A 20,499-nucleotide genomic window follows, 5' to 3' on the forward strand; every position below is an offset into this window, starting at 1 on the left:
ATTGGTTTTAAATAATACTTGCAATGCTAAAACTTACGATTTATCTTTGTGCCAGATTTCAAGGTCATATAAATGTCAGTTGCAGTGAATAACCCGAATGAATTGTTCTGTACCTCCAAAGGTTATAGTTTTCAGTGTGATAAAAGTTCAAGAATTGTAATTCATTTTGGGGAAATGATTGCTTCATTTCGCATCCAGGATTTCCTGAACTTCCGTCGTTTAGTAAACAACATTGACATAAAAAGCAGATTATTTGATCTGTCTGACGAATCTGATTTCGAATTTGTTGAAGCTCCTCAACTCAATATCAATCAGAAACTTACCCTTTGCGAACTGATCCAGTTAAGAGAACTTGTTAACGGAACGCACTTCGCAATTGAACTTAATTCACTTCTTCATACCATTCTTTACGTAGAACAAGAATTAGTCTAAATAGCTGAAACCCTTCATATTAGACCAATTCCAAATTTAAAGGTTTGTCTTGTAATGATGAACTTTCGTGTGATATTTGTGCTTATTACTTCAAATGATAAACACGAATACCATGAGAGATCTACTTAGAGCCCGTACTTCTTTAAAAGAAGAGATAGAAATATTATTGAACAACCAGGTTAAAATGGAAGCAGAAGCATCAGCTAAATATTTGGCTATGGCTTCATGGTGCGACCGTAATGGTTACAGAAACAGCGCAGCTTATTTCCTTAAACAATCCGACGAAGAACGCGGACATATGTTGAAAATTTTCAACTACATCATGACCGTTGGCGGAACTGCTGTTTCTCCTGAGGTTCCTGCTGTAAAACAAGAATTCGCTTCATTCAGAAGTGTTTTTGAAGCAGCGCTTCAGAGCGAAATCAATGTGACTCAATCGATCAACCGCATTGTAACACAGAGCCGTCGCGAAGAAGATTATGCTACTGAAACTTTCATGCAGTGGTTTGTAAATGAACAAATCGAAGAAGAAGACAACGCCCGTCGCGCTATCGAACTTTTTGATGTAATCGGTGAAGAAGGAACTGGTCGTTACCACATCGACAAAGCAATTTTGAAAATCAGTTCTGAGAACTAGAAATATAAAATTCAAGCTTACAAAAAGAGCTGCATCTTCTGATGCGGCTCTTTTCGTTTTAAAGAATAAATACCAGTTAATGCTAGGAATTAAATTGTATACAATTTAATTTTGCACAATCAATATTAAGACATGGAATTATTAAAATTATCAAATCAGCTTTGTTTTCCGTTGTATGCTTTATCCCGGAAGATTACGAGCCATTATCTGCCTCTTCTCGAAAAAATCGGACTCACCTATCCTCAATATCTTGTCATGATGGTACTCTGGGAGGAAGATTCAGTTTCGGTTAAAGAACTTGGACATAAATTAATGCTTGATTCCGGAACACTTTCTCCGCTTTTGAAAAAACTGGAAGACCGGGAATTGGTGCTCCGGAAAAGACTTAAAGAAGACGAACGTGTTGTCATTATTACGTTAACAGAATCAGGAGAACAGTTAAAAGAAAGCGCTTCCGTAATTCCGGAACAGATTAAGTGTAGTCTTGAACTTACAGATAAGGAAATGCGTGAAATGAAAGCGCTGGCAACAGGGCTGCTTGAAAAGATCAACCAAATTGAAACAGTACATAGTAATTAATTGAATAACCCACTAAAAACCAATTGAAGATGATCAACGCAATATATACCGCAACTGCAACAGCAACCGGCGGAAGAAATGGAAAAGTAACTTCATCTGACGGAGTTTTGGACCTTGAAGTACGTATCCCGAAAGAAATGGGCGGCGCGAATAATGATTATACCAATCCGGAACAATTGTTTGCAGCAGGTTATGCCGCTTGTTTTGATAGTGCGTTAAGCTTGATCATTAAGAGAAATAAAGTGACAACCGGGATGACAACGGTTACAGCACATGTAGGAATCGGCAAAGATGAAGCGGAAGGTTTTGGACTTGTGGTTACCCTTGAAGCAAATATTCCTGGTGTTGAACAATCGGTTGCTGACGATCTGATTGCACAAGCACATCAGGTTTGTCCGTATTCTAATGCAACACGGGGCAATGTTGAAGTGACTTTAAAAACAACAACGAACGAATTGACAGCTCAATAGAAATATAAATTTTGTTGTAACAAAAAACCCGCTTGCGCTCTGCAAACGGGTTTTTTGTTGCGTTTTAATTTTATATTTATTTTTTTTGAATCAATGAATAAACTTCCACATCCAGAAATTTACCTTCAAAATAAGTATACTCTTTAAAATAAGCCTCCTTTACAAATCCATGCTTTATTACCAGATTAGAAGAAGATTTATTATCGGGGTGAATGAATGCTTCTATACTGTGAAAACGTAATTCTTCAAACCCGAATTTCAGCACTTTTTCCAAAGCTTCGTTCATATACCCTTTGTACCAATAATCCGGATCAAGGGAATAACCAACTTCTCCTCTGTAATTGTCCTTATTAATTCTTGGATAACCTACTGTCCCGATCATCTGACCCGAATCTTTCAGCGTAATTGCCCAGGAAATACTGATTCTTTGTTCATACAAATACTGATAATTCTTAACCAGATCTTCTGCCTGTATTTTCAAATAAAGCAACGGTCTTGCAATGTACTGCATGACTTCTTTTTTGCTTCGCTGCTGAAAAATATCTGCTACAAAATCCATTGAAATCGCTTTCAATACTAGCCGTTCTGTTTCAAGAACGGGGAAGGTTTCGAAATTAAATGTGAGCATGGAAAGTTACCAGTTCATGTAAATTTATAGTTTAAGATACATAATAAATGCGTCAACATAACCAAGTGTCAGGTGATTAAAACCGTCAGGGATTGTCCCAATGATAGTAAAACCGAATTTTTGCCAAAGTTTAACGGCTACTTTATTTGTACTTACCACCAGATTAAACTGCATCGCCATAAAACCAAATTTCCTCGCTTCCATCAATGAATGTTCACAAAGCAAATTTCCAATTCCCCTGCCCTGCGCTTTCGGATGTACCATGTAGGACGCATTCGCAATATGCGATCCCAAATCAATCTGATTCGGTTTGATAATATAAGTCCCCAGAATTTCTCCGTTTTCTTCCAAAACATATGTATCCATGTAAGGCGAAAACCAGTGTTTGTCCAGATCTTCCTTCGCCGTATCCGGTGCAAAGACATACGTATCACCCGTCTGAATTACCGCTGTAAATATTTCCCACACCTCATGACGGTCCTGATCAATTGCCTTTCTGATATTCATAAAATCAATTCAATTAATGTTAAATGTAATGTAAGTTGACTTGCTTTCCGGTTAAAATAATCACGCCACAGGCTTATACGTAAAGATCAAGCCGGGTTTAAAATCATTTTATTTTATAGCAAAAACCGGGTCAGAGGATCAATATAGGAATAAAAACAAGTCCCCAACTACGCTTCGGATCCATTCTGCAAAATTTAACAAAGCCTGCGAAAAGTGAGCTTGTGCAGAATAAAATTTTGGCTCAGGTATCGTTTTTGTCAAACTTAAAGTTGATATTGGAAGTAAAGAATTAGCCACCGTTTATCTTTTGCATGAATTACCTTGATGAGTTTAAGAAATTTATTTCCAGCCACTACCTCTCCACGGGCATCCGGCTCACGTTAGGAGCTGTTATTCCGTGCCTTATCTTTCATCATTACGGTATTCTGAACAACCTGATTGCGTTTCCCTTAGGTACTCTGTTGATTGGAACCACAGATAATCCAGGTCCGGTGCATCGTAGAAGAAATTCCCTGATGATCGCCATAGTGACGTGCTTTGTCGTCGCTTGCGTTACCGGATTTTCAAGACACATACATTTTGTTTCATTTATTGAGATCATACTTTTTGGTATGTTTTTCTCGCTGGTCGGTGTTTATGGAAACCGCGCCAATAGTATTGGTTTGATATCATTGCTCGTTTTTGTTTTCAATATTGATGATCACATCAGCCCGGAAATGGTGCTGCACAATGCGCTTGTTTTTTCTGCGGGTGGAATCTGGTACCTGATTTTATTTCTTGTTCTTCAAAAAATCCGTCCTTATAAACTGATCCAGCAATTACTTGGAGAAAACTTTGTAGAGCTGGGAAAACTACTTTCAGTTAAGGCAGGTTATTATTTTGCCAAACCGGACTATGATGAATTGTTTAACCAAATGATCCATCAACAGGTTATTCTACGCGAAAATCATGAAACGCTAAGAGAAATTCTTTTCAAAACACGTCAAATCGTATCAGAATCAACAAATACCAGCCGGATTTTGATGCTGATGTTTCTAGATAGTGTTGATTTAATGGAGCGGATTTTGAACTCCCAGCAAAATTATTCCAACCTGCACAGAGCTTTTGATGATACCAAAATCCTGCGACTTTTTGGTACTTACATCAGCTGGCTGGCGGCTGAACTTCTGCAAATCGGATTAGCTGTACAAGGTGGATTTCCCTCTAAACCAAAACATGATCTGGATGAGGCCTTCAATAAATGCCAGCTTGCGTTTGACAAAATCCGTGAACGAAGGATGACACATGATAATGTGGAAGATTTTATCATGTTACGCCAGATTTTGAATAGTATCCAGGATATTACGGAGCGGATAAAGAAATTGCATCGGGCAACAGCTTACGATGTTGATCTTAGCAAAGATTACAAACCAAATCTTGAAACAGACGATTTTATCACAAAACAGGAGTATTCTCCAAGAATTCTGTTAGATAATCTTTCCTTCAAATCAAGTCATTTCCGCCATGCATTCCGGGTTACGCTGGCTTTGATTATTGGATTTCTTGGCTCCTTGTTTTTTGATGTAGGGCATGGTTACTGGATTTTGCTGACCATTGTAACAATTATGAAACCGGCATTCAGCATTACACAGCAACGAAATATATACCGGATCGGCGGAACCGTTTTAGGCGCATTCATTGGATTTATGACGCTTTATCTGGTCAAGGATGATACGGTCATTTTTATTATTATGATGCTCGCCATGATCGGTGCATACAGTTTTTTGAAAATCAATTATTTCGTCGCCTCCACTGGAATTACACTTTACGTTTTGCTTTGGTTTAACTTTTTAAATCCACAGCATATTACAGCCGTTTTGCAGGATCGTGTGATTGATACCGTCATTGGATCCATTATCGCATATTTCGTTTCGTCATATGTACTTCCGGTTTGGGAACATACGCAGATCAAGCAGTACATGAAAGAAGCTTTGGACGCAAACAGGAAGTATTTCGACAATGTTTCGACAATTTTTACAGGAGTTGCTTTAAATATTGGTGAATTAAAATTGCACCGAAAAGAGGCTATTATTGCGATGGCAAACCTGTCAGACAATTTCCAACGCATGCTTTCTGAACCCAAAAAACAACAGGTAAAAATGGAAGAGCATCACCAGTTTGTTGCTACAAGCCATATGCTAACTTCTTACATTGCTTCCCTATCAACTTATGCACAAACGGTTGGACAAAGTTATTTATCTGAAGAATTTAAACCGATGATCCGGCAGATTGACCGCCAGTTCGAAACGGCAATTAAAGTTATTGAAGGAGAACAAAATATAGGAACGGAAGTTATTAAAGAATCGCTTCCTCAAAACCAGAAATTAATCGAGCTTTTAACAATCCGGAAAAAAGAAATTAAGGAAATGGGAATTGAAAAATCTGCTCAGTCGCCAGCCAGAAAAGCGCTATCTGATTTAAAAACCATCAATGGACTATTTGAGTTGATCAGTACGATTACCATTGACGAAATTAAAATCCTGAACAAGATTTCTGTTGAAGTCTGATCAGACTTCAACAGCTTGCAAACGAACTTCTTTATTTTGTTTCAAATGAAACATCAGCACAAAAGAAACCAGCACTCCGCCAATGGCCAGACTTGCGCCTACCCATTCCGGTGAATTAAAACCTAAACCGGCCGCAATTGGCAAACCACCAAGATATGCTCCTAGGGCATTTCCAATATTAAAACTCGCCTGACTGACAGAGGCCGCAAGCATTTCCGCTCCTTTCGCGGTATTAATCATCAGCATTTGCAAAGGCGAAAGCATGGCGAATGCAATTGCGCCAGTGATAAATGTTGAAACAAGAGTCAATATCTGGTTGTGAGAAACAAAATATAATATCGTCAAAGATATCGCCATAGCGAGTAACAAGCCGGCAGAAGTATACAAAGGAGAATACCGATCCGCAAGCCGGCCACCAATAAAGTTACCAACGACCATACCCAATCCGGCTAAAACGAGAATATACATGATGGAATCGTCACTGAAACCTGCCACTTCCGTTAACAACGGAGCGATGTAACTGTACCAGCAAAAGAATCCTCCTGTACCCACTGCGATAACCGCGACAATCAGCCACGCGTCCAGACGCGTGAAAAATTTCAGCTCACTTAACAACCCTTTTGTATTTGTAACCGCAAGCGAAGGCATCCAGATTTTGATACTTGTGGTTGTCAGCAAACCGATTACACCCACAATCATAAACGTAATCCGCCAGCTGATATGATGACCGATAAATGTTCCCAGCGGCACGCCGATCAGATTTGCAATTGTTAATCCTGCAAACATTAGGGAAACTGATCTGGCTTCTTTTCCCTGTTCTGCCAGTCGGCCGGCTACCACTGCACCAACACCAAAAAATGCTCCGTGTGGCATTCCGGAAAAGAAACGGGAAAGCAAAAGCATATAATAACTTGGGGCAAAAGCAGAAATTGTATTGAAGACAGTAAAAAGGATAATCAACAATAACAAAATTGTTTTCGGCGGTTTGCTACCTGTAAAACCAATCAATAACGGAGCCCCAACAACAACACCAAGGGCATAAGCCGATACCAAATGACCTGCTTCGGGAATTGTTATTTCAAGTGATTTCGCGATATCCGGCAAAATTCCCATGATTACGAATTCTGTCATGCCAATTCCAAAACCACCGAGGGTAAGGGTTAATACGCTCTTTTTCATATTTAATATTTTACAGCAAACATTTCAGATCGACATTTCTTTGTTTTGTTAAATTTCTATCACAAAACAGAGAATCAATATTTCATAATTTCAGGCGAGTATTTTAAACAAGCCAAAAATCTTCTTTTATACAGGAAAGGTAACGCCTATATTTCAAAATGTGTTCAAGACGAATTCAAGAGCCTTATTTGCAATAAAATTTTATTAAATCTTTCAAAGAATTTTTAAGACTAATCACATCTCATTTGTTTCATCAAGCGGAAACTGAAAAGTTATTCTGAGTTACATAATTTATGACAACACCACAACAACTTGGAAAAATATAATTATATAACTTTAAAGCAATGATTATAACGTGAGATGATGTTCCAGAGTCAATTTATTTTACTTTTGGAAAAAAAATAAGTTTTATCAATAACCGAAATCAGTATTTATGAATGCATTATCAGGTACCGAGCGGAGCAATATAACACCGGGACTTGCAGTATCTATTGTTTTGAAACAGGATCAGCGCACCGGAAAATTAACCAAGGGAATTGTAAAAGACATTTTAACAAGCGCGCCAAAACATACGCATGGTATAAAAGTAAGACTGGCGACAGGTGAAGTTGGACGCGTAAAAATTATCGGATAGTTTCAAAATTACAGCATGCTCAATCCCCGGATCTGTCTTATTATCGGTGTTATTTCCATCAGTATTTTTCCGGTTCTGGTGAAATGGGCGCCGGTTTCGGGGTTAACTTCTGCATTTTACAGAATGTCGATTGCGGTAATCGTTTTATTGCCATATGTTTTAATTAAAAATCAGCTCCAAAGACCTGACAGATCTTTATGGCTTCCAATCTTCATCTGCGGGATTTTATTTGGAAGTGATATCGCAATCTGGAATTTATCAATCCATTATTCCAACGCGACGCAAGCAACATTACTTTCAAATTTGTCACCGGTTTGGGTTGGCATTGCTTCTGCACTTTTTTTGAATGACAAACCGGGAAAACATTTCTGGATCGGAACCATTATGGCGCTTTCAGGCATGGTAATTCTGATGGGTTTCGACACGTTCACCCAAATGCGATTTGATAAGGGATTCCTGATGGCGCTAACTTCCGGACTTTTGTATGCCAGTTACATGATTACGAGCAAACGGGTTTTGAACCGGATGAAAATCGTCAGTTTTATGGTTTACAGTATGTCGGTTTCCAGTATTTATTTACTTATTATTTGTCTGGCAACTGGCCAGCAATTATGGAGTTTCACACCAACAATCTGGGCAGTTTTGAGTGTTCAGGGATTAATCTGCCAATTACTTGGCTGGCTCACTATTAGTTATGCAGTACAAAAACTGGATGCGCAACGCGTTTCGTTAAGTTTATTAAGCCAATCCGTTGTAACAGGATTAATGGCCTGGCTATTCATCAATGAAAAAGTTTCCTTCCAAATGATCATCGGCGGAATCATCATTCTCGCAGGAATTGGCATCACTTTCCTAAAAAAGAAAACCACATCCTGATCAAAATCCATTGTGCCCATTGCGAAAACCGATCGCGTCTATTGCGGTTAAATAAAAGGCCAGCAAGTATATTCCAGAATAAGCGTCTTTAATACATTTATTCCTTAGAAATAATAAAGCGCCAAATGAAAAGTAAGCCGTTAAGTTTTCTGATCTGTTTTCTTCTTTTCAATACACATGTTTTTGCACAAAAGACAGATACAACTTTCTGGTGGAAAAAGAATAATCTGCGTGTCATCCAGACTAATTTGCCAGCCTACGAAGCAGCAACGCTAAATCCTGATTCATTACTACAAGATCTTGAAAATTTTTCTGCCAATACGCTCCTGATCAACGCAGGAGGCATTATGGCCTTCTACCCTACCGAACTCGATTTTCATTACCGAAATCCATTTCTGAAAAATAACAATATGCTGGCTGACATAGTCAGAAAATGTCATGAGAATGGCATCAAAGTTATCGTCCGTTTCGATTTCAGCAGGATACATGAAAGTATTTTCAAGACACATCCCGACTGGTGTTATATTTCTCCAAAAGGTGAAAGAATTATCAATACGGATATGTACGTCGTTTCCATTAATGCGCCTTATGTCCAGGAAAAAGCTTTCAAAATTATTGAAGAAGTTATTGACAAATTCCCGGTTGACGGCATTTTTCTGAATATGCCGGGTTATCAGGTCAACAATCCGTACGAAGGAAAATATCATGGAATTGACCAGAACGAATATGACCAAAAACGTTTTGCTGAATATACAAATGGACAGGCATTACCAACTGAGGAAAACAAGGCGGATCCGTTATTTCAAAAATATCTGGAATTTAAAAAATTTACGGTTGAAGATTGGTCGCACCGACTTAATACCTTAGTAAAATCTAAAAATACCAACATTGCTGTTTGTACATATTTTGACAAATATGTTGATATCATCCGGCATGAATCCCAGAGCAGTACCGTTTTACCTTACTGGCCTTACACGGCTTCTGATAACGTTGGTAATGCTGTAAATTCTTATCCGGATCATATTATCAGCAACGCAAGTATTCAGCAGATTTCATTTCAATCACGATACAATGCCGTTGAGCCCGAAGAAGTGAGAATTCGTCTTTATGAAAATATTGCGAACGGTTCAGGTCTGGATATCAGCATGATGGGAGATATGCGTGGGTATGAAGATGAGCGAAATTATGATGTGATCAAAACCGTTTATGCACATCATAAAAAACATGAACAGTACTTTGGAAAGTATAAGTCAGTTGCCAAAATCGCTGTGATTGCTCCGGGTTCCTGGCCTAGCGGACCAACCATGCAGGAATATCGCGGAATCGTTTTGATGCTGAAAGAGGCACACATTCCTTTTGATATCATTGAAGACGCACAAATTGAAAATCTGGAAGCGAAAGTAAAAAAGTACAAACTGATCATTTTGCCTGAAATCACATATTTGAGCAAGAAATCGCTAGACATAATCAAAGAAGCATCAGCCAACGGAACAAACCTGATCGCTACCAACAAAGCGTTTTTTGACACACCGGAAATATTAATAGATTTATTCGGCGCAAAAATTGTGACGCTTGATAATGATGGTGCGGGAAATTATCTCAATCCTGAAAACAAATCCATTTTCAAACATTTCACAAAACAGAAAATGGTGTTCTGGAAATTTAATCTGGGATTGTATGATTTCAAAAATGCAGATCAGACTTTACTTCCTGTTCTGGCAAAAGGAAGACCCGGTCCTCCGGAAATTATTGGCGGACATGACCCTATCGGTTCTTTTGCTTTGGGTATAAAAAATCATTCGAAAAGTAAAGCCGTTTTAATGCCGGTCAATATTGGCAGGTTATACTATATGCATGGTTATGAAGAACACAAGAATATTATGCTGGATGTAATCAACTATATTTATCCGGAAGCAGCACAAACAATACAAACTGATGCACCCGCACGTATTGAAACAATTCTTCAAAAATATAGTAAGAATACGCCGGGTGTTAATACACCAGGTAAGGAAAACGGAATGATTTTGCACCTGATCAATCTGACCGGATTTAGTGGGAATACGTATTTCCCTCCATTACCTGTTTATCAAATTAAATTCAAAGTAAAATCAGATTTTAAACCTTCCAGGGTATTTTCAATGACAAGCGGGAAACCTGTTATTCATACCTGGAAAGATGGATTTCTGGAACTTAAAGTTGATAAACTTGAAGCTTTTGACGGTATTGTGATTGATAAATAAGTCATATTTAAGCAACAGGAATATAAATAATAAATGTTGCTCCTTCATCCGGATTGCTGATTGCCGTTATAATCCCAAGATGATTATCAACAATTTTTTTACATATCGCTAAGCCGATTCCTGTTCCTTCGTATGAGTTTTTGTTGTGAAGACGCTGGAAAACCTGAAATATTCTTTCCTTGAATTGCGGATCAAAACCAATTCCATTGTCGGAAAAGGAAAGATAATGATAATCGTTTTCCGGGTTTGCTTCCACATATTCCAAATCTCTTCCCGCAATAATTCCGGCAGTGATGTTGATTTCCGGACGAACACCGTTTTTCACAAATTTTAGTGAATTAGTAATCAGGTTTGTAAATAATTGTTCAAACTGATACACAATTACGTTCAGTGATGGCAAATTCGTAGAAGTGATGATAGCACCTTTCTGCTGAATACTTTCATTCAGCTGCTCTTGTACATTTTGCAATAAAAGATTAAGATCTGTATGCTCAAAATTCTTTTCTACCGCATTCGCTCTTGAAAAAGCCAGCAAATCAACAATGAGCTGCTGCATCCGGGTAGAAGACGCCTGCATCCGGTTAAAATAATCCTTGCCGCGATCCGAAAGATTATTCTTTTCAGTTTCCATGATCCTTGTCGCAAACGTCTGGATTTTACGTAACGGTTCCTGCAAATCGTGACTGGCTACATAAGCAAACTGCCCCAGTTCAATATTTGTACGGATCAATTCATCATTTGTGACCGTCAGCTCCCGTGTACGCTGCTGAACCTTGGCTTCCAGTTCATCAATAAACAATTTACTGTCGTGAATATCCGTGCTCGTCCCAACCCACATCTGAATTACGCCGTCCGTATCTTTTTGAGGAATAGCACGACTTAACTGCCAGCGATATTCTCCATCAAATTTTCGGAAACGATGCTCATGAACAAATTCTTTTCCCGAACCGATCGCTTCCGACCACAGTTGAATATTTATTCCCCGATCATCCGGATGAACCATTTGCAGCCACCCATCTTTTTGAATTTGTTCAAATTTTAAACCTGAATAATCAAAAACAGCCCGATTGAAATAATTAAGATTTCCCTCTATATCAGCTGTCCAGATAAACTGCGGCATCGAGTCTGCCAAAGTCCTGAATTTTCCTTCACTCGTTTTTAAAGCAAATTCAACTTCTTTTCGATCGGTAATATCAATAACCACATTAAGCGCGCCTGTTACATTTCCGGCACTATCAAAAATCGGCTGTGGATTTGCAATAACATGTCTCAAAGTTCCATCCGGTCGTTTCACATAAGCCTCTGCCGTCAATGAACGCTTCTCTCTCAACGCCGGTCCCATCGGGCATTCAGCATGCGGAAGGAATTCGCCATCCAGCGTATACATTTCATAAGATCCGCACCACAGATCTTTGCCTAATTCCGGCTCTCTGCCCCATAACTTCACCGCAGCTTTGTTGTACAAATTCACCAGGCCGTCAGCATCAACCGTATACACCGCAACAGGCAGCGTTTCGATCAGATCCTTATATCGTTTTTCACTTTCTTCAATGATTTTCTCTGCTTCTTTTTGCTTCGAAATATCCATCATTGTACCAAGCATACGATGCGGTTTCCCATCCTGATCAAAAATTACCTTACCCTGAGTTCTTACCCAGTGCAAAGAATGATCCGGATGTTCCACACGGGCTTCATAATAGTAAATCCCGGTTTTGAAAGCTATTTTATAAGCCTGCTCAATAATATCTTTGTCCTCAGCATAAATCTGGTCGCGGAGGTCCCAATGGGTGAGAACTTTGGTTTCCGGCTGTCCAAACAATTCGCTTAACCTTGGAGAATAAACGACTTGCCGGGTTTTTAAATTCAGATCCCAGGTTCCCAGTTGTGTTCCCTCTGTGGCAAGTCTAAGTCTTTCCACCGCGTCATTAACCTGTTGCCTGGCTTCAACTTTTTCGGTCACATTATTAACTGAAACCATGACACCGGAAACAGATCCGTCAATTTCATGGATTGGAGCGTATTGAAAATCAAGGTAATATATTTTCGGCCCTTCCGGCGTTTCTACAAAAGCCATCGCTTCGTTCTCACGGTAAGTAATTCCGTTAAAATAAACGTCCTTCAAAATCTGCGGAAATTTTTGGTCTATCAGTTCAGGAAAAACATCCAGAAGTTTTTTCCCCTGCACATCTTTCAATTCACGCTTCCATAGATCTTTCAGCATTGCTTCATTGGCAAGGCTGATCACCATATCTTCACCCTCAAAAATTGCTTTGGCAAATTGTGATTGTGCTACAAGATTCCGAAATCTGGTTTCACTTTGCTGCAAGGCTTTTTTTGCCTTTACCTGCTGAGTTACTTCTGTTGCAACCACAATTATTCCGCCAATGGCTCCATCAGTTTCAAGAAGCGGCTGGTAAACGAAATTAAAATAACAGGTTTCCTTAATACCGGAACGGCGCAAAATCACTTCAAACTCATTTCCGTAATAGGGAATGCCGGTTGTCAGTATACCTTGCAGGATCGGATTTACACGGTCTTTTACCTCCGGAAGAGAATCAAATAAGGATTTTCCTACAAAATCTTCTTCTGTTTTATCTACAATTTCAAGATAAGTTGCATTTGCCATTTCGACGATCAGCTCCCGTCCGCGTAATATGATCATACCGACAGGCGCCTGCATCATCGTATTACGAAACTTGCTTTCGCTGTTGTCTTCCTGCTTTTTTGCCTTTGCGGCGTTTTCGATTTCAGTTTTTACCCGTTCATCAAGCTCTACCAGCTTTTCGTGCAATTGAAGAAGTTCTTTGTAATTTACGCTAACCTGATCCGAAATCCCGTTTTCGTTCTGATCATTATTATTTGAGTTGACTTTAACCTCGACGACGGACAATAATGTGGTAAGATTGCCCGCAATAAATTCCATGGATGTTAATCCTTCACGCGCTTTTTCAACTTCTCCGTTTTTATAAAGGTTAATCAGTTCGTTGGCGCAGTCATGAATTTTATGATGAACTTTTTCAAGATCGTGCATCTCCGGAATATCCCCGTACTTTTCGAGTGCATGATTATATATCCATTTTCCAACTTCACATTCATGGTGACTTGTAACAGAAGACTCATCTGTCTCAGCGCCATATAGCATTGATCTGAGCCGTGTTTTAAATAAGATGTGTTTTGCCTTGGCTCTTTCGAAATCCAGTTCAAGTAAATTCATGCTTCAATCCTATTTTCTCACTAATAATAAAAGGGTCTGACTCTCTACCAGCTTGCTGCTAACATGGTGCCAATAGTGATATCAAAACTGAAAATAAAAATTTTCCTTGAATGTCTTAAATGGATGCTGGCGCCAGTCTATGGACAAAATATGCTGAATTGCCATTTTCAATTTTGGATATGATCCTGGCTTTCTAATGTAATAATTAGCCCCCTGATCATAAACCTTGTTGATCGTTTCCTCCTCTCCGCTTGTTGAAAAAATCACAACAGGAATATCCTTATATTTTCCCTCACTTCTGATTTCGCTCAAACATTCCAAACCATTCTTTTTGGGCATATTCAGGTCCAGAAAAATTACATCCGGCGTTGGCGGTATTTTATTTTCTAAAATATCCATCAATTCTACTCCGTCATTAGCTGTACGAAGTTCAGTAGTATCACATACTTCCCTCAAAGCGTCTTCAAACAAAAGGCAGTCGTCTTCGTCATCATCGACCAGGAAAATGTATTTTCTTTCAATTTTATTCATACCTGATCAATTTTCACATTAAGTTGCAAGCGGCAGACTACCTCCCGTCTCTGAATATTAAATCTAATTCTTAAAAATCAGAAAGTCAAAAGTGTTAATCCCAAATCAAATATCACACTTTTGATATATTTTTAACGATCCTGAAAATATATTATTTCACCAAAAATATAATCTTCTGACTTTAAGTACATTATCAATATTCACCAGCATTAAGTTCTTTTTTCTTTTTAGCCTGATGTAAACGATAATTCAACGTCAGGTTGATTTGTCTCAATCTTCCCTGAGAACTTGTGGTTGCATAATAATTTGAACCTTCCAGAATTGACCGGTATTTACGGGAATTAAAAACATCGGTGACGCTCAAAACCAGTGTACCGTTATTTTTGAAAACATCTCGGCTCGCTGCCAAATCCAGCGTTGCCAAAGCCTTACGTTTTCCCTGCGGAGTTTGTTGGGGCGCTTCATAATTGGCTCGCAATTGCAGATCGGTATTTTTCCATAATGTAAAACGGGAAGTGGTTCTGGCAAACCAGCTGTATGTGTCACTTTGAAATTCGGAATCAACACCCTGACCGTTCGTAATAGCACGGAAAAAGTTTAAACTTCCATCCAGTTTCCACCATTGGTATAAGGTATAAGAACCTGTAAATTCAGCGCCATAAGAATTTTCTGTCCCCAGATTTTCGGGTCTGGTATAAGAATCTCCATTCTCTTCAACACGACGGATACTGATAATTTTCCCGTTGGTATGGCGATAATAAACCGAAGAACTGATCGAACCTTTTTCCACATATTTGATATGACCAATTTCAAAAGCATTGGTAAATTCAGGATTCAGATCCGGATTTCCACTGAAATAATTCCGGTTGTCGCTATATGTCATAAAAGGACTCAAATCATTATACTGCGGCCTGCGGACACGACGACTAAAACTCAATTGAAGTGCATTTTGCCGTGGCAAATCATAACTCACGTGGACACTTGGAAATAAATTGGCATAAGTTCTTTTATTGACGTCATTGGTTTGTTTCAAAGTCGTTGTCACGCCTGTCCATTCTGCACGCAATCCAGCCTGATAGGAAAGCTTTTTCGTTTTATTTCCTACAATTCCATAAGCCGCATTGATTCTTTCTTCGTATAAAAAGTCGTTGGTAAGACCGGGAATCGGACTAAAACTACCGTCGTCATTTTGTTGGGTTACGGTATAATCATTCGTCATATTCCGTGTGCTGCTTCTTCCGCCTGCTTCAAATTTCCCTTCCTTTCCAAACGGATGGACGTAATCAACCTGTGCTAAAAACTGCTTTTCTGTTTCATAATTCACGGCGCGCTGTAAGGTCGATGGAATATCGGATGCGCTTCCGTCCGGTTTAAAATTGGTCTGTTTGTAGTATTGATCCGAATCTTCCCAGTTGTCCAAATATCTGAAATCTGCCGTCAGTTCCTGTCCTTTTCTTTTGAACGTTTTTTTATAGGTTAATGCGTATTCAGAATTTGGCTCGGTTTCTGTTTCGTCCTGCGTTCTGTTTGTTGTGCTTACCAAATTATTCAGATTTGACAGATAGTCACGGTAATCAATATTTGAAAAGCGTTTTCCTTTGCTCAGACGATAGGTGTAAGATCCGGTTAAAACATTTTTGTCATTTAAATAATAGTCAATTCCGGCACGGGCGCTGTTATTCTGGCCTTTTAACCGACTGGTCATGTATTTTTCTGTAATAAATGTCGAGTCGTTGCGGTACAATTCCTGATAAAGTGAATTTTTGCCAGGTGTATTTCTGTATGAAACCGTATAATTGACAAAGAAATTCAGGTTTTTACGACGATAATTTACGTTAGCCGCTGCGCCGAAATTCGTTGGATTTCCGGTAATAATATCAAAAGAACCGTTGAAACCTTCTTTTCTTTCCTTTTTCAAAACGATATTAATAATTCCGCCCATTCCTTCGGCTTCATACCGCGCAGATGGATTTGTAATTATTTCAACACGTTCGATCATACTCCCCTGCAAAGACTGCAAACCACTTCCGCCTTTCAGACTTACCAAACCTGAAGGTTTACCGTCAATGAGTATACGCACATTATTGCTTCCCCGCAGACTGACATTACCATCCACGTCAACAGCGACAGACGGGATATTTGTCAAAATATCCACACCAGTTCCACCTGCATTGGCCAGATCTTTCCCAACATTAAAAATCTTTTTGTCCAAAGTCAGTTCCATCGTACTTTTCTCACCCTGAACTACAACTTCATCCAGTGTTTTTGCCGAAGGATTTAATTTTATTGTACCAATATTTAATGGAGAATTTTGGGAAGTGACATTTACACTGGAAGTTTTCCGGGCATTGTAACCAATGAATTCTGTCAATGCATAATACGACCCGGTATTAATTTCAATGGAAAACTCGCCTGTTTCATTCGTAATCGCACCTGTGACAAAAGTGCTGTCAGATGTCTTAAATAAACGAACGCTGGCATAACTTAATCCACTGTTATTTTGAGTATCCGTTACTTTTCCTGTCACTGAAAACTTGCCGCCTGTTTGTCCAAAAGCTGAATTGAAAAATAAAAAAAGAAAAAGCAAAAACACGGGAGCAGATTTTACCCCACACACATAGTCTTCCCAAATCACTGTTATCAATCTTTTTGCCGATCCTGAAATTGCTTGTAATGGTGTACGCATTGAATGTTTATATAGGTTTAGGAAACTTTGCCAATTTTAATAAAACCCATAAAGTCACTGGATTTACTCTGAATAGTTACAGATTATAAAGACATATTCCAGAACTTTTCCCGGCCAACAATTAATAGCGTGCAGAAAATTAGCCTCCGTTGCCTAAATGCATATATTTGGAAAATCAATATCCCTAAGCCTTCGAAAAAATATTTTTTATGTTACAAAATGACGCTACGGTTCTTGGCCTGCTCATGGTGATTCTCGCCATGGTTTTCTATACAGCGTCACTTCCGAACAAAGGCTGGCAACGACTTTACAGTATTTTTCCGCCACTACTACTATGTTATTTTATTCCCGGTTTACTAAATTCCTTTGGAATTATTAATGGAGCGACTTCTCAACTTTATCCTGTCGTTTCAAGATATCTGCTGCCCGCTTGTCTGGTTCTTTTTACCTTAGGAATGGATTGGAAAGCGCTTGCAAAACTTGGTCCACCAGCCATTATTATGATGCTGGTAGGTTCATTCGGAATTATTATCGGCGGACCGATTGCGCTTTTTATTGTTGGAAAAATAAGTCCGGAAACCGTTGCCGGTGAAGGTTCGGAGGCGATTTGGCGGGGATTGGCAACCATTGCCGGGAGCTGGATTGGCGGCGGGGCAAATCAGACAGCGTTGCGCGAAGTTTTCAAACCAAGCGACCGTTTATTTTCACAAATTGTTGCTGTTGATGTGATTACCGCAGAATTATGGATGGCGGTTTTAATTTATGGCGCAGGTTTTGCGACAAAAATTGATCGTTTTCTAAAAGCCGACAGCAGTCAGATTGATCATGTTAAAAACGATCTGGAACAAGCCCAGTTGACGAACCAGAAAATTCCCGGCACAAAAGATTTCATTTATTTATGTGCCGTTGGTCTTGGTGCTACCGGATTGGCGCATTGGCTAGCGGAAAAGATCACGCCTTATCTTTCAACCAATTATCCGTCATTGGAAAAATACAGTCTGACTTCCAGTTTTTTCTGGATTACCGGTTTGGTTACTTTGATGGGAATTATTATTTCTTTCACGCCTTTACGAAAACTGGAAAACGTTGGGGCATCAAAACTGGGAAGTGTTTTTTTATACATTCTGGTGGCAACAATTGGTATGCAGATGGATTTAGGATCGATTGCTGATAATCCCGGACTTTTTGGAATTGGCTTGATCTGGATGATGGTTCATGCCGGTTTAATTGTTCTGGTAGCACGATTATTGAAAATCCCTTACTTTTTCCTGGCCGTTTCCAGTCAGGCCAATGTAGGTGGTTCCGCCTCCGCTTCTGTTGTCGCAGCCGCTTTTCATCCTTCACTGGCGTCTGTCGGAATTTTATTAGCGATTTTAGGATACGCCATAGGCACTTATGGAGGCTATCTTTCTGCACTTATGATGCAGTGGGTTAGCGAAATGTAGGATTTGAAAGTTTAGGCATGTAATTTTGTCGGCCTATATAATTATTTTCATGAAGAACATTCGTAATTTTTGCATTATTGCCCATATTGACCACGGAAAAAGTACGCTGGCAGATCGTCTGTTGGAATTTACCAAAACGGTATCCAACCGCGACATGCAGGCTCAGCTCCTTGACAATATGGATCTGGAACGCGAACGCGGCATCACGATCAAGAGCCACGCGATCCAGATGACTTATCTTTACAAAGGGGAAGAATACACACTGAACCTGATTGATACGCCGGGACACGTCGATTTTTCTTATGAAGTTTCCCGTTCAATTGCTGCGTGTGAAGGTGCATTATTGCTCGTTGATGCTTCACAGGGAACAGAAGCGCAGACTATCTCAAACTTATATCTTGCGATAAATCATAACCTTACCATCATTCCGGTACTGAATAAAGTCGATTTGCCAGGTGCAAGACCTGAGGAAATCAAGGATGAAATGGTTGATCTTCTTGGCTGTGACCGCGATGATATTATTCCGGCGAGTGGAAAAGAAGGAATTGGTATCAAAGAAATTCTGGATGCCATCATTGAGAGAGTTCCTTCACCGGTTGGCGATCCGGAAGCTCCTTTACAGGCACTGATCTTTGACTCGGTTTTTAACTCTTACCGTGGTATTGAGGTAATTTTCCGTATCAAAAACGGAAGTATTAAAAAAGGCGATAAGGTAAAATTCATGAACACCGGTAAGGAATATATTGCCGATGAGATTGGAACACTAGGACTTGTACAAATACCAAAACAGGTTGTTGAGTGTGGCGATGTAGGTTATCTTATTTCCGGTATTAAGGTTGCCAAAGAAGTAAAAGTGGGTGATACGATCACACATTTGCACCGTCAGGCCTCTGAATCGATTGTTGGTTTCTCGGAAGTAAAACCAATGGTTTTTGCTGGTATTTATCCGGTCGACACTACGGAGTTTGAAGAACTTCGTGATGCGATGGAAAAACTTCAGTTGAATGACGCGGCCCTGGTTTGGGAACCTGAAACATCTGCGGCTCTTGGCTTTGGTTTCCGTTGCGGATTCCTTGGAATGCTGCACATGGAAATTGTTCAGGAACGTCTGGAACGCGAATTTGATATGACGGTTATTACAACGGTTCCGTCCGTTCAGTTTAGAATAACCAATACAAAAGATCAGTTGATCAATATCAGTGCGCCTTCTGAAATGCCGGAGCCGAACCTTATCAACTGGATTGAAGAACCTTATATCAATGCACAGATCATCACAAAATCTGACTACATCGGCCCGATCCTCACGCTTTGTATGGATAAGCGCGGGATGTTGAAAAATCAGGTTTATCTGACGGCTGAGCGTGTAGAATTGCAATTCAGACTGCCGCTTGCAGAAGTTGTGTTTGACTTTTTTGACAAACTTAAAACAATTTCAAAAGGTTACGCATCTCTGGATTATGATCTGGCTGGATACGAAGAATCTGACATGGTTAAACTTGACGTAATGCTTAACGGTGAACCGGTTGATGCTTTGTCGGCCATTGTTCACAGAACGAAAGCATACGAATGGGGTAAAAAACTTTGCGAGAAATTACGTGAGCTGATACCTCGTCAAATGTTTGAGATCGCAATCCAGGCCGCTATCGGTCAGAAGATTATCGCCCGTGAAACAGTGAAGGCGATGCGTAAAGACGTATTGGCAAAATGTTATGGCGGTGATATTTCGCGTAAGCGTAAACTGCTTGAAAAACAGAAAAAAGGGAAGAAACGTATGCGTCAGGTTGGTAATGTAGAAATACCACAGGAAGCATTTATGGCTGTATTAAAGATTAATTAAATCCAAAGCAGCGTTATAATTTAATAACAAAAGAAAGTGCTTCGTAAGCCTTTTGTTG

Annotated in this window: 16 protein-coding genes; 10 read left to right on the forward strand and 6 right to left on the reverse strand. The window is 39.5% G+C overall.

Features of this window, described 5'->3' with window-relative positions; genetic code table 11:
- Window positions 1-72 precede the first annotated feature (72 nt).
- From IEE83_RS22360 to IEE83_RS22375, 4 genes are all read left to right on the forward strand, one after another.
- Window positions 73-432 carry a hypothetical protein gene (locus IEE83_RS22360; RefSeq protein WP_194122708.1) on the forward strand — a complete coding sequence of 120 codons (360 nt, stop codon included), beginning with the start codon at window positions 73-75 and terminating at the stop codon, window positions 430-432.
- A 112-nt stretch (window positions 433-544) separates the two neighbouring features.
- Window positions 545-1,069 carry a ferritin gene (locus tag IEE83_RS22365; RefSeq protein WP_194122709.1) on the forward strand — a complete coding sequence of 175 codons (525 nt, stop codon included), beginning with the start codon at window positions 545-547 and terminating at the stop codon, window positions 1,067-1,069.
- A gap of 132 nt (window positions 1,070-1,201) precedes the next feature.
- Window positions 1,202-1,648 carry a MarR family winged helix-turn-helix transcriptional regulator gene (locus tag IEE83_RS22370; protein ID WP_194122710.1) on the forward strand — a complete coding sequence of 149 codons (447 nt, stop codon included), beginning with the start codon at window positions 1,202-1,204 and terminating at the stop codon, window positions 1,646-1,648.
- 29 nt (window positions 1,649-1,677) lie between these two features.
- Window positions 1,678-2,118, forward strand: a complete 441-nt coding sequence (locus IEE83_RS22375) for an organic hydroperoxide resistance protein (RefSeq protein WP_310588547.1) — start codon at window positions 1,678-1,680, stop codon at window positions 2,116-2,118.
- Window positions 2,119-2,194: 76 nt separating this feature from the next.
- On the opposite strand, the gene IEE83_RS22380 is transcribed toward IEE83_RS22375, so the two are convergent.
- Window positions 2,195-2,746, reverse strand: a complete 552-nt coding sequence (locus IEE83_RS22380) for a GNAT family N-acetyltransferase (protein ID WP_194122712.1) — start codon at window positions 2,744-2,746, stop codon at window positions 2,195-2,197.
- Between the two features lie 24 nt (window positions 2,747-2,770).
- Window positions 2,771-3,253 (reverse strand): GNAT family N-acetyltransferase, encoded by a 483-nt coding sequence (locus IEE83_RS22385; RefSeq protein ID WP_194122713.1) that lies wholly within the window; start codon window positions 3,251-3,253, stop codon window positions 2,771-2,773.
- 311 nt (window positions 3,254-3,564) lie between these two features.
- On the opposite strand from IEE83_RS22385, the gene IEE83_RS22390 reads away from it, so the two are divergent.
- Window positions 3,565-5,799 (forward strand): FUSC family protein, encoded by a 2,235-nt coding sequence (locus IEE83_RS22390; protein WP_194122714.1) that lies wholly within the window; start codon window positions 3,565-3,567, stop codon window positions 5,797-5,799.
- Here the strand turns inward: IEE83_RS22390 and IEE83_RS22395 are convergent, their stop codons facing one another.
- Window positions 5,800-6,978, reverse strand: a complete 1,179-nt coding sequence (locus IEE83_RS22395; RefSeq protein WP_194122715.1) for an MFS transporter — start codon at window positions 6,976-6,978, stop codon at window positions 5,800-5,802. It abuts the gene before it with no gap.
- Window positions 6,979-7,411: 433 nt separating this feature from the next.
- Between IEE83_RS22395 and IEE83_RS22400 the strand changes: the two genes are divergently transcribed.
- The 3 genes from IEE83_RS22400 to IEE83_RS22410 all read left to right on the forward strand — a co-directional run bounded on the left by IEE83_RS22400 (window position 7,412) and on the right by IEE83_RS22410 (window position 10,728).
- Window positions 7,412-7,612: a YwbE family protein gene (locus tag IEE83_RS22400; RefSeq protein WP_194122716.1), complete on the forward strand. Its 201-nt coding sequence runs from the start codon at window positions 7,412-7,414 to the stop codon at window positions 7,610-7,612.
- Between the two features lie 15 nt (window positions 7,613-7,627).
- Entirely contained in the window at window positions 7,628-8,488 is an 861-nt protein-coding gene (locus IEE83_RS22405) for a DMT family transporter (RefSeq protein ID WP_194122717.1), read from the forward strand.
- A 125-nt stretch (window positions 8,489-8,613) separates the two neighbouring features.
- Window positions 8,614-10,728 (forward strand): alpha-amylase family protein, encoded by a 2,115-nt coding sequence (locus tag IEE83_RS22410; RefSeq protein ID WP_194122718.1) that lies wholly within the window; start codon window positions 8,614-8,616, stop codon window positions 10,726-10,728.
- Between the two features lie 7 nt (window positions 10,729-10,735).
- Here the strand turns inward: IEE83_RS22410 and IEE83_RS22415 are convergent, their stop codons facing one another.
- The 3 genes from IEE83_RS22415 to IEE83_RS22425 form a co-directional block, all read right to left on the reverse strand.
- On the reverse strand, window positions 10,736-13,942 hold the full coding sequence (locus IEE83_RS22415) for a PAS domain S-box protein (RefSeq protein WP_194122719.1): 3,207 nt from the start codon (window positions 13,940-13,942) through the stop codon (window positions 10,736-10,738).
- 81 nt (window positions 13,943-14,023) lie between these two features.
- Window positions 14,024-14,473, reverse strand: a complete 450-nt coding sequence (locus tag IEE83_RS22420) for a response regulator (protein WP_194122720.1) — start codon at window positions 14,471-14,473, stop codon at window positions 14,024-14,026.
- Between the two features lie 193 nt (window positions 14,474-14,666).
- Window positions 14,667-17,159, reverse strand: a complete 2,493-nt coding sequence (locus IEE83_RS22425; protein WP_194122721.1) for a TonB-dependent receptor — start codon at window positions 17,157-17,159, stop codon at window positions 14,667-14,669.
- Window positions 17,160-17,368: 209 nt separating this feature from the next.
- Here IEE83_RS22425 and IEE83_RS22430 point away from each other — a divergent pair, with 209 nt between their 5' ends.
- Window positions 17,369-18,604: a DUF819 family protein gene (locus tag IEE83_RS22430; protein WP_194122722.1), complete on the forward strand. Its 1,236-nt coding sequence runs from the start codon at window positions 17,369-17,371 to the stop codon at window positions 18,602-18,604.
- A 49-nt stretch (window positions 18,605-18,653) separates the two neighbouring features.
- Entirely contained in the window at window positions 18,654-20,441 is a 1,788-nt protein-coding gene (lepA, locus tag IEE83_RS22435; protein WP_194122723.1) for a translation elongation factor 4, read from the forward strand.
- The last annotated feature ends 58 nt before the right edge of the window (window positions 20,442-20,499 follow it).

Origin of the sequence: Dyadobacter subterraneus (assembly GCF_015221875.1) — a bacterium.
GTDB lineage: Bacteria > Bacteroidota > Bacteroidia > Cytophagales > Spirosomataceae > Dyadobacter > Dyadobacter subterraneus.

Excerpts from the sequence above, each read along its gene's own strand:
- IEE83_RS22360 (WP_194122708.1), top strand. The coding sequence starts at position 73 with ATGTCAGTTGCAGTGAATAACCCGAATGAATTGTTCTGTACCTCCAAA.
- IEE83_RS22365 (WP_194122709.1), top strand. The coding sequence starts at position 545 with ATGAGAGATCTACTTAGAGCCCGTACTTCTTTAAAAGAAGAGATAGAA.
- IEE83_RS22370 (WP_194122710.1), top strand. The coding sequence starts at position 1,202 with ATGGAATTATTAAAATTATCAAATCAGCTTTGTTTTCCGTTGTATGCT.
- IEE83_RS22375 (WP_310588547.1), top strand. The coding sequence starts at position 1,678 with ATGATCAACGCAATATATACCGCAACTGCAACAGCAACCGGCGGAAGA.
- IEE83_RS22380 (WP_194122712.1), bottom strand. The coding sequence starts at position 2,746 with ATGCTCACATTTAATTTCGAAACCTTCCCCGTTCTTGAAACAGAACGG.
- IEE83_RS22385 (WP_194122713.1), bottom strand. The coding sequence starts at position 3,253 with ATGAATATCAGAAAGGCAATTGATCAGGACCGTCATGAGGTGTGGGAA.
- IEE83_RS22390 (WP_194122714.1), top strand. The coding sequence starts at position 3,565 with ATGAATTACCTTGATGAGTTTAAGAAATTTATTTCCAGCCACTACCTC.
- IEE83_RS22395 (WP_194122715.1), bottom strand. The coding sequence starts at position 6,978 with ATGAAAAAGAGCGTATTAACCCTTACCCTCGGTGGTTTTGGAATTGGC.
- IEE83_RS22400 (WP_194122716.1), top strand. The coding sequence starts at position 7,412 with ATGAATGCATTATCAGGTACCGAGCGGAGCAATATAACACCGGGACTT.
- IEE83_RS22405 (WP_194122717.1), top strand. The coding sequence starts at position 7,628 with ATGCTCAATCCCCGGATCTGTCTTATTATCGGTGTTATTTCCATCAGT.
- IEE83_RS22410 (WP_194122718.1), top strand. The coding sequence starts at position 8,614 with ATGAAAAGTAAGCCGTTAAGTTTTCTGATCTGTTTTCTTCTTTTCAAT.
- IEE83_RS22415 (WP_194122719.1), bottom strand. The coding sequence starts at position 13,942 with ATGAATTTACTTGAACTGGATTTCGAAAGAGCCAAGGCAAAACACATC.
- IEE83_RS22420 (WP_194122720.1), bottom strand. The coding sequence starts at position 14,473 with ATGAATAAAATTGAAAGAAAATACATTTTCCTGGTCGATGATGACGAA.
- IEE83_RS22425 (WP_194122721.1), bottom strand. The coding sequence starts at position 17,159 with ATGCGTACACCATTACAAGCAATTTCAGGATCGGCAAAAAGATTGATA.
- IEE83_RS22430 (WP_194122722.1), top strand. The coding sequence starts at position 17,369 with ATGTTACAAAATGACGCTACGGTTCTTGGCCTGCTCATGGTGATTCTC.
- lepA (WP_194122723.1), top strand. The coding sequence starts at position 18,654 with ATGAAGAACATTCGTAATTTTTGCATTATTGCCCATATTGACCACGGA.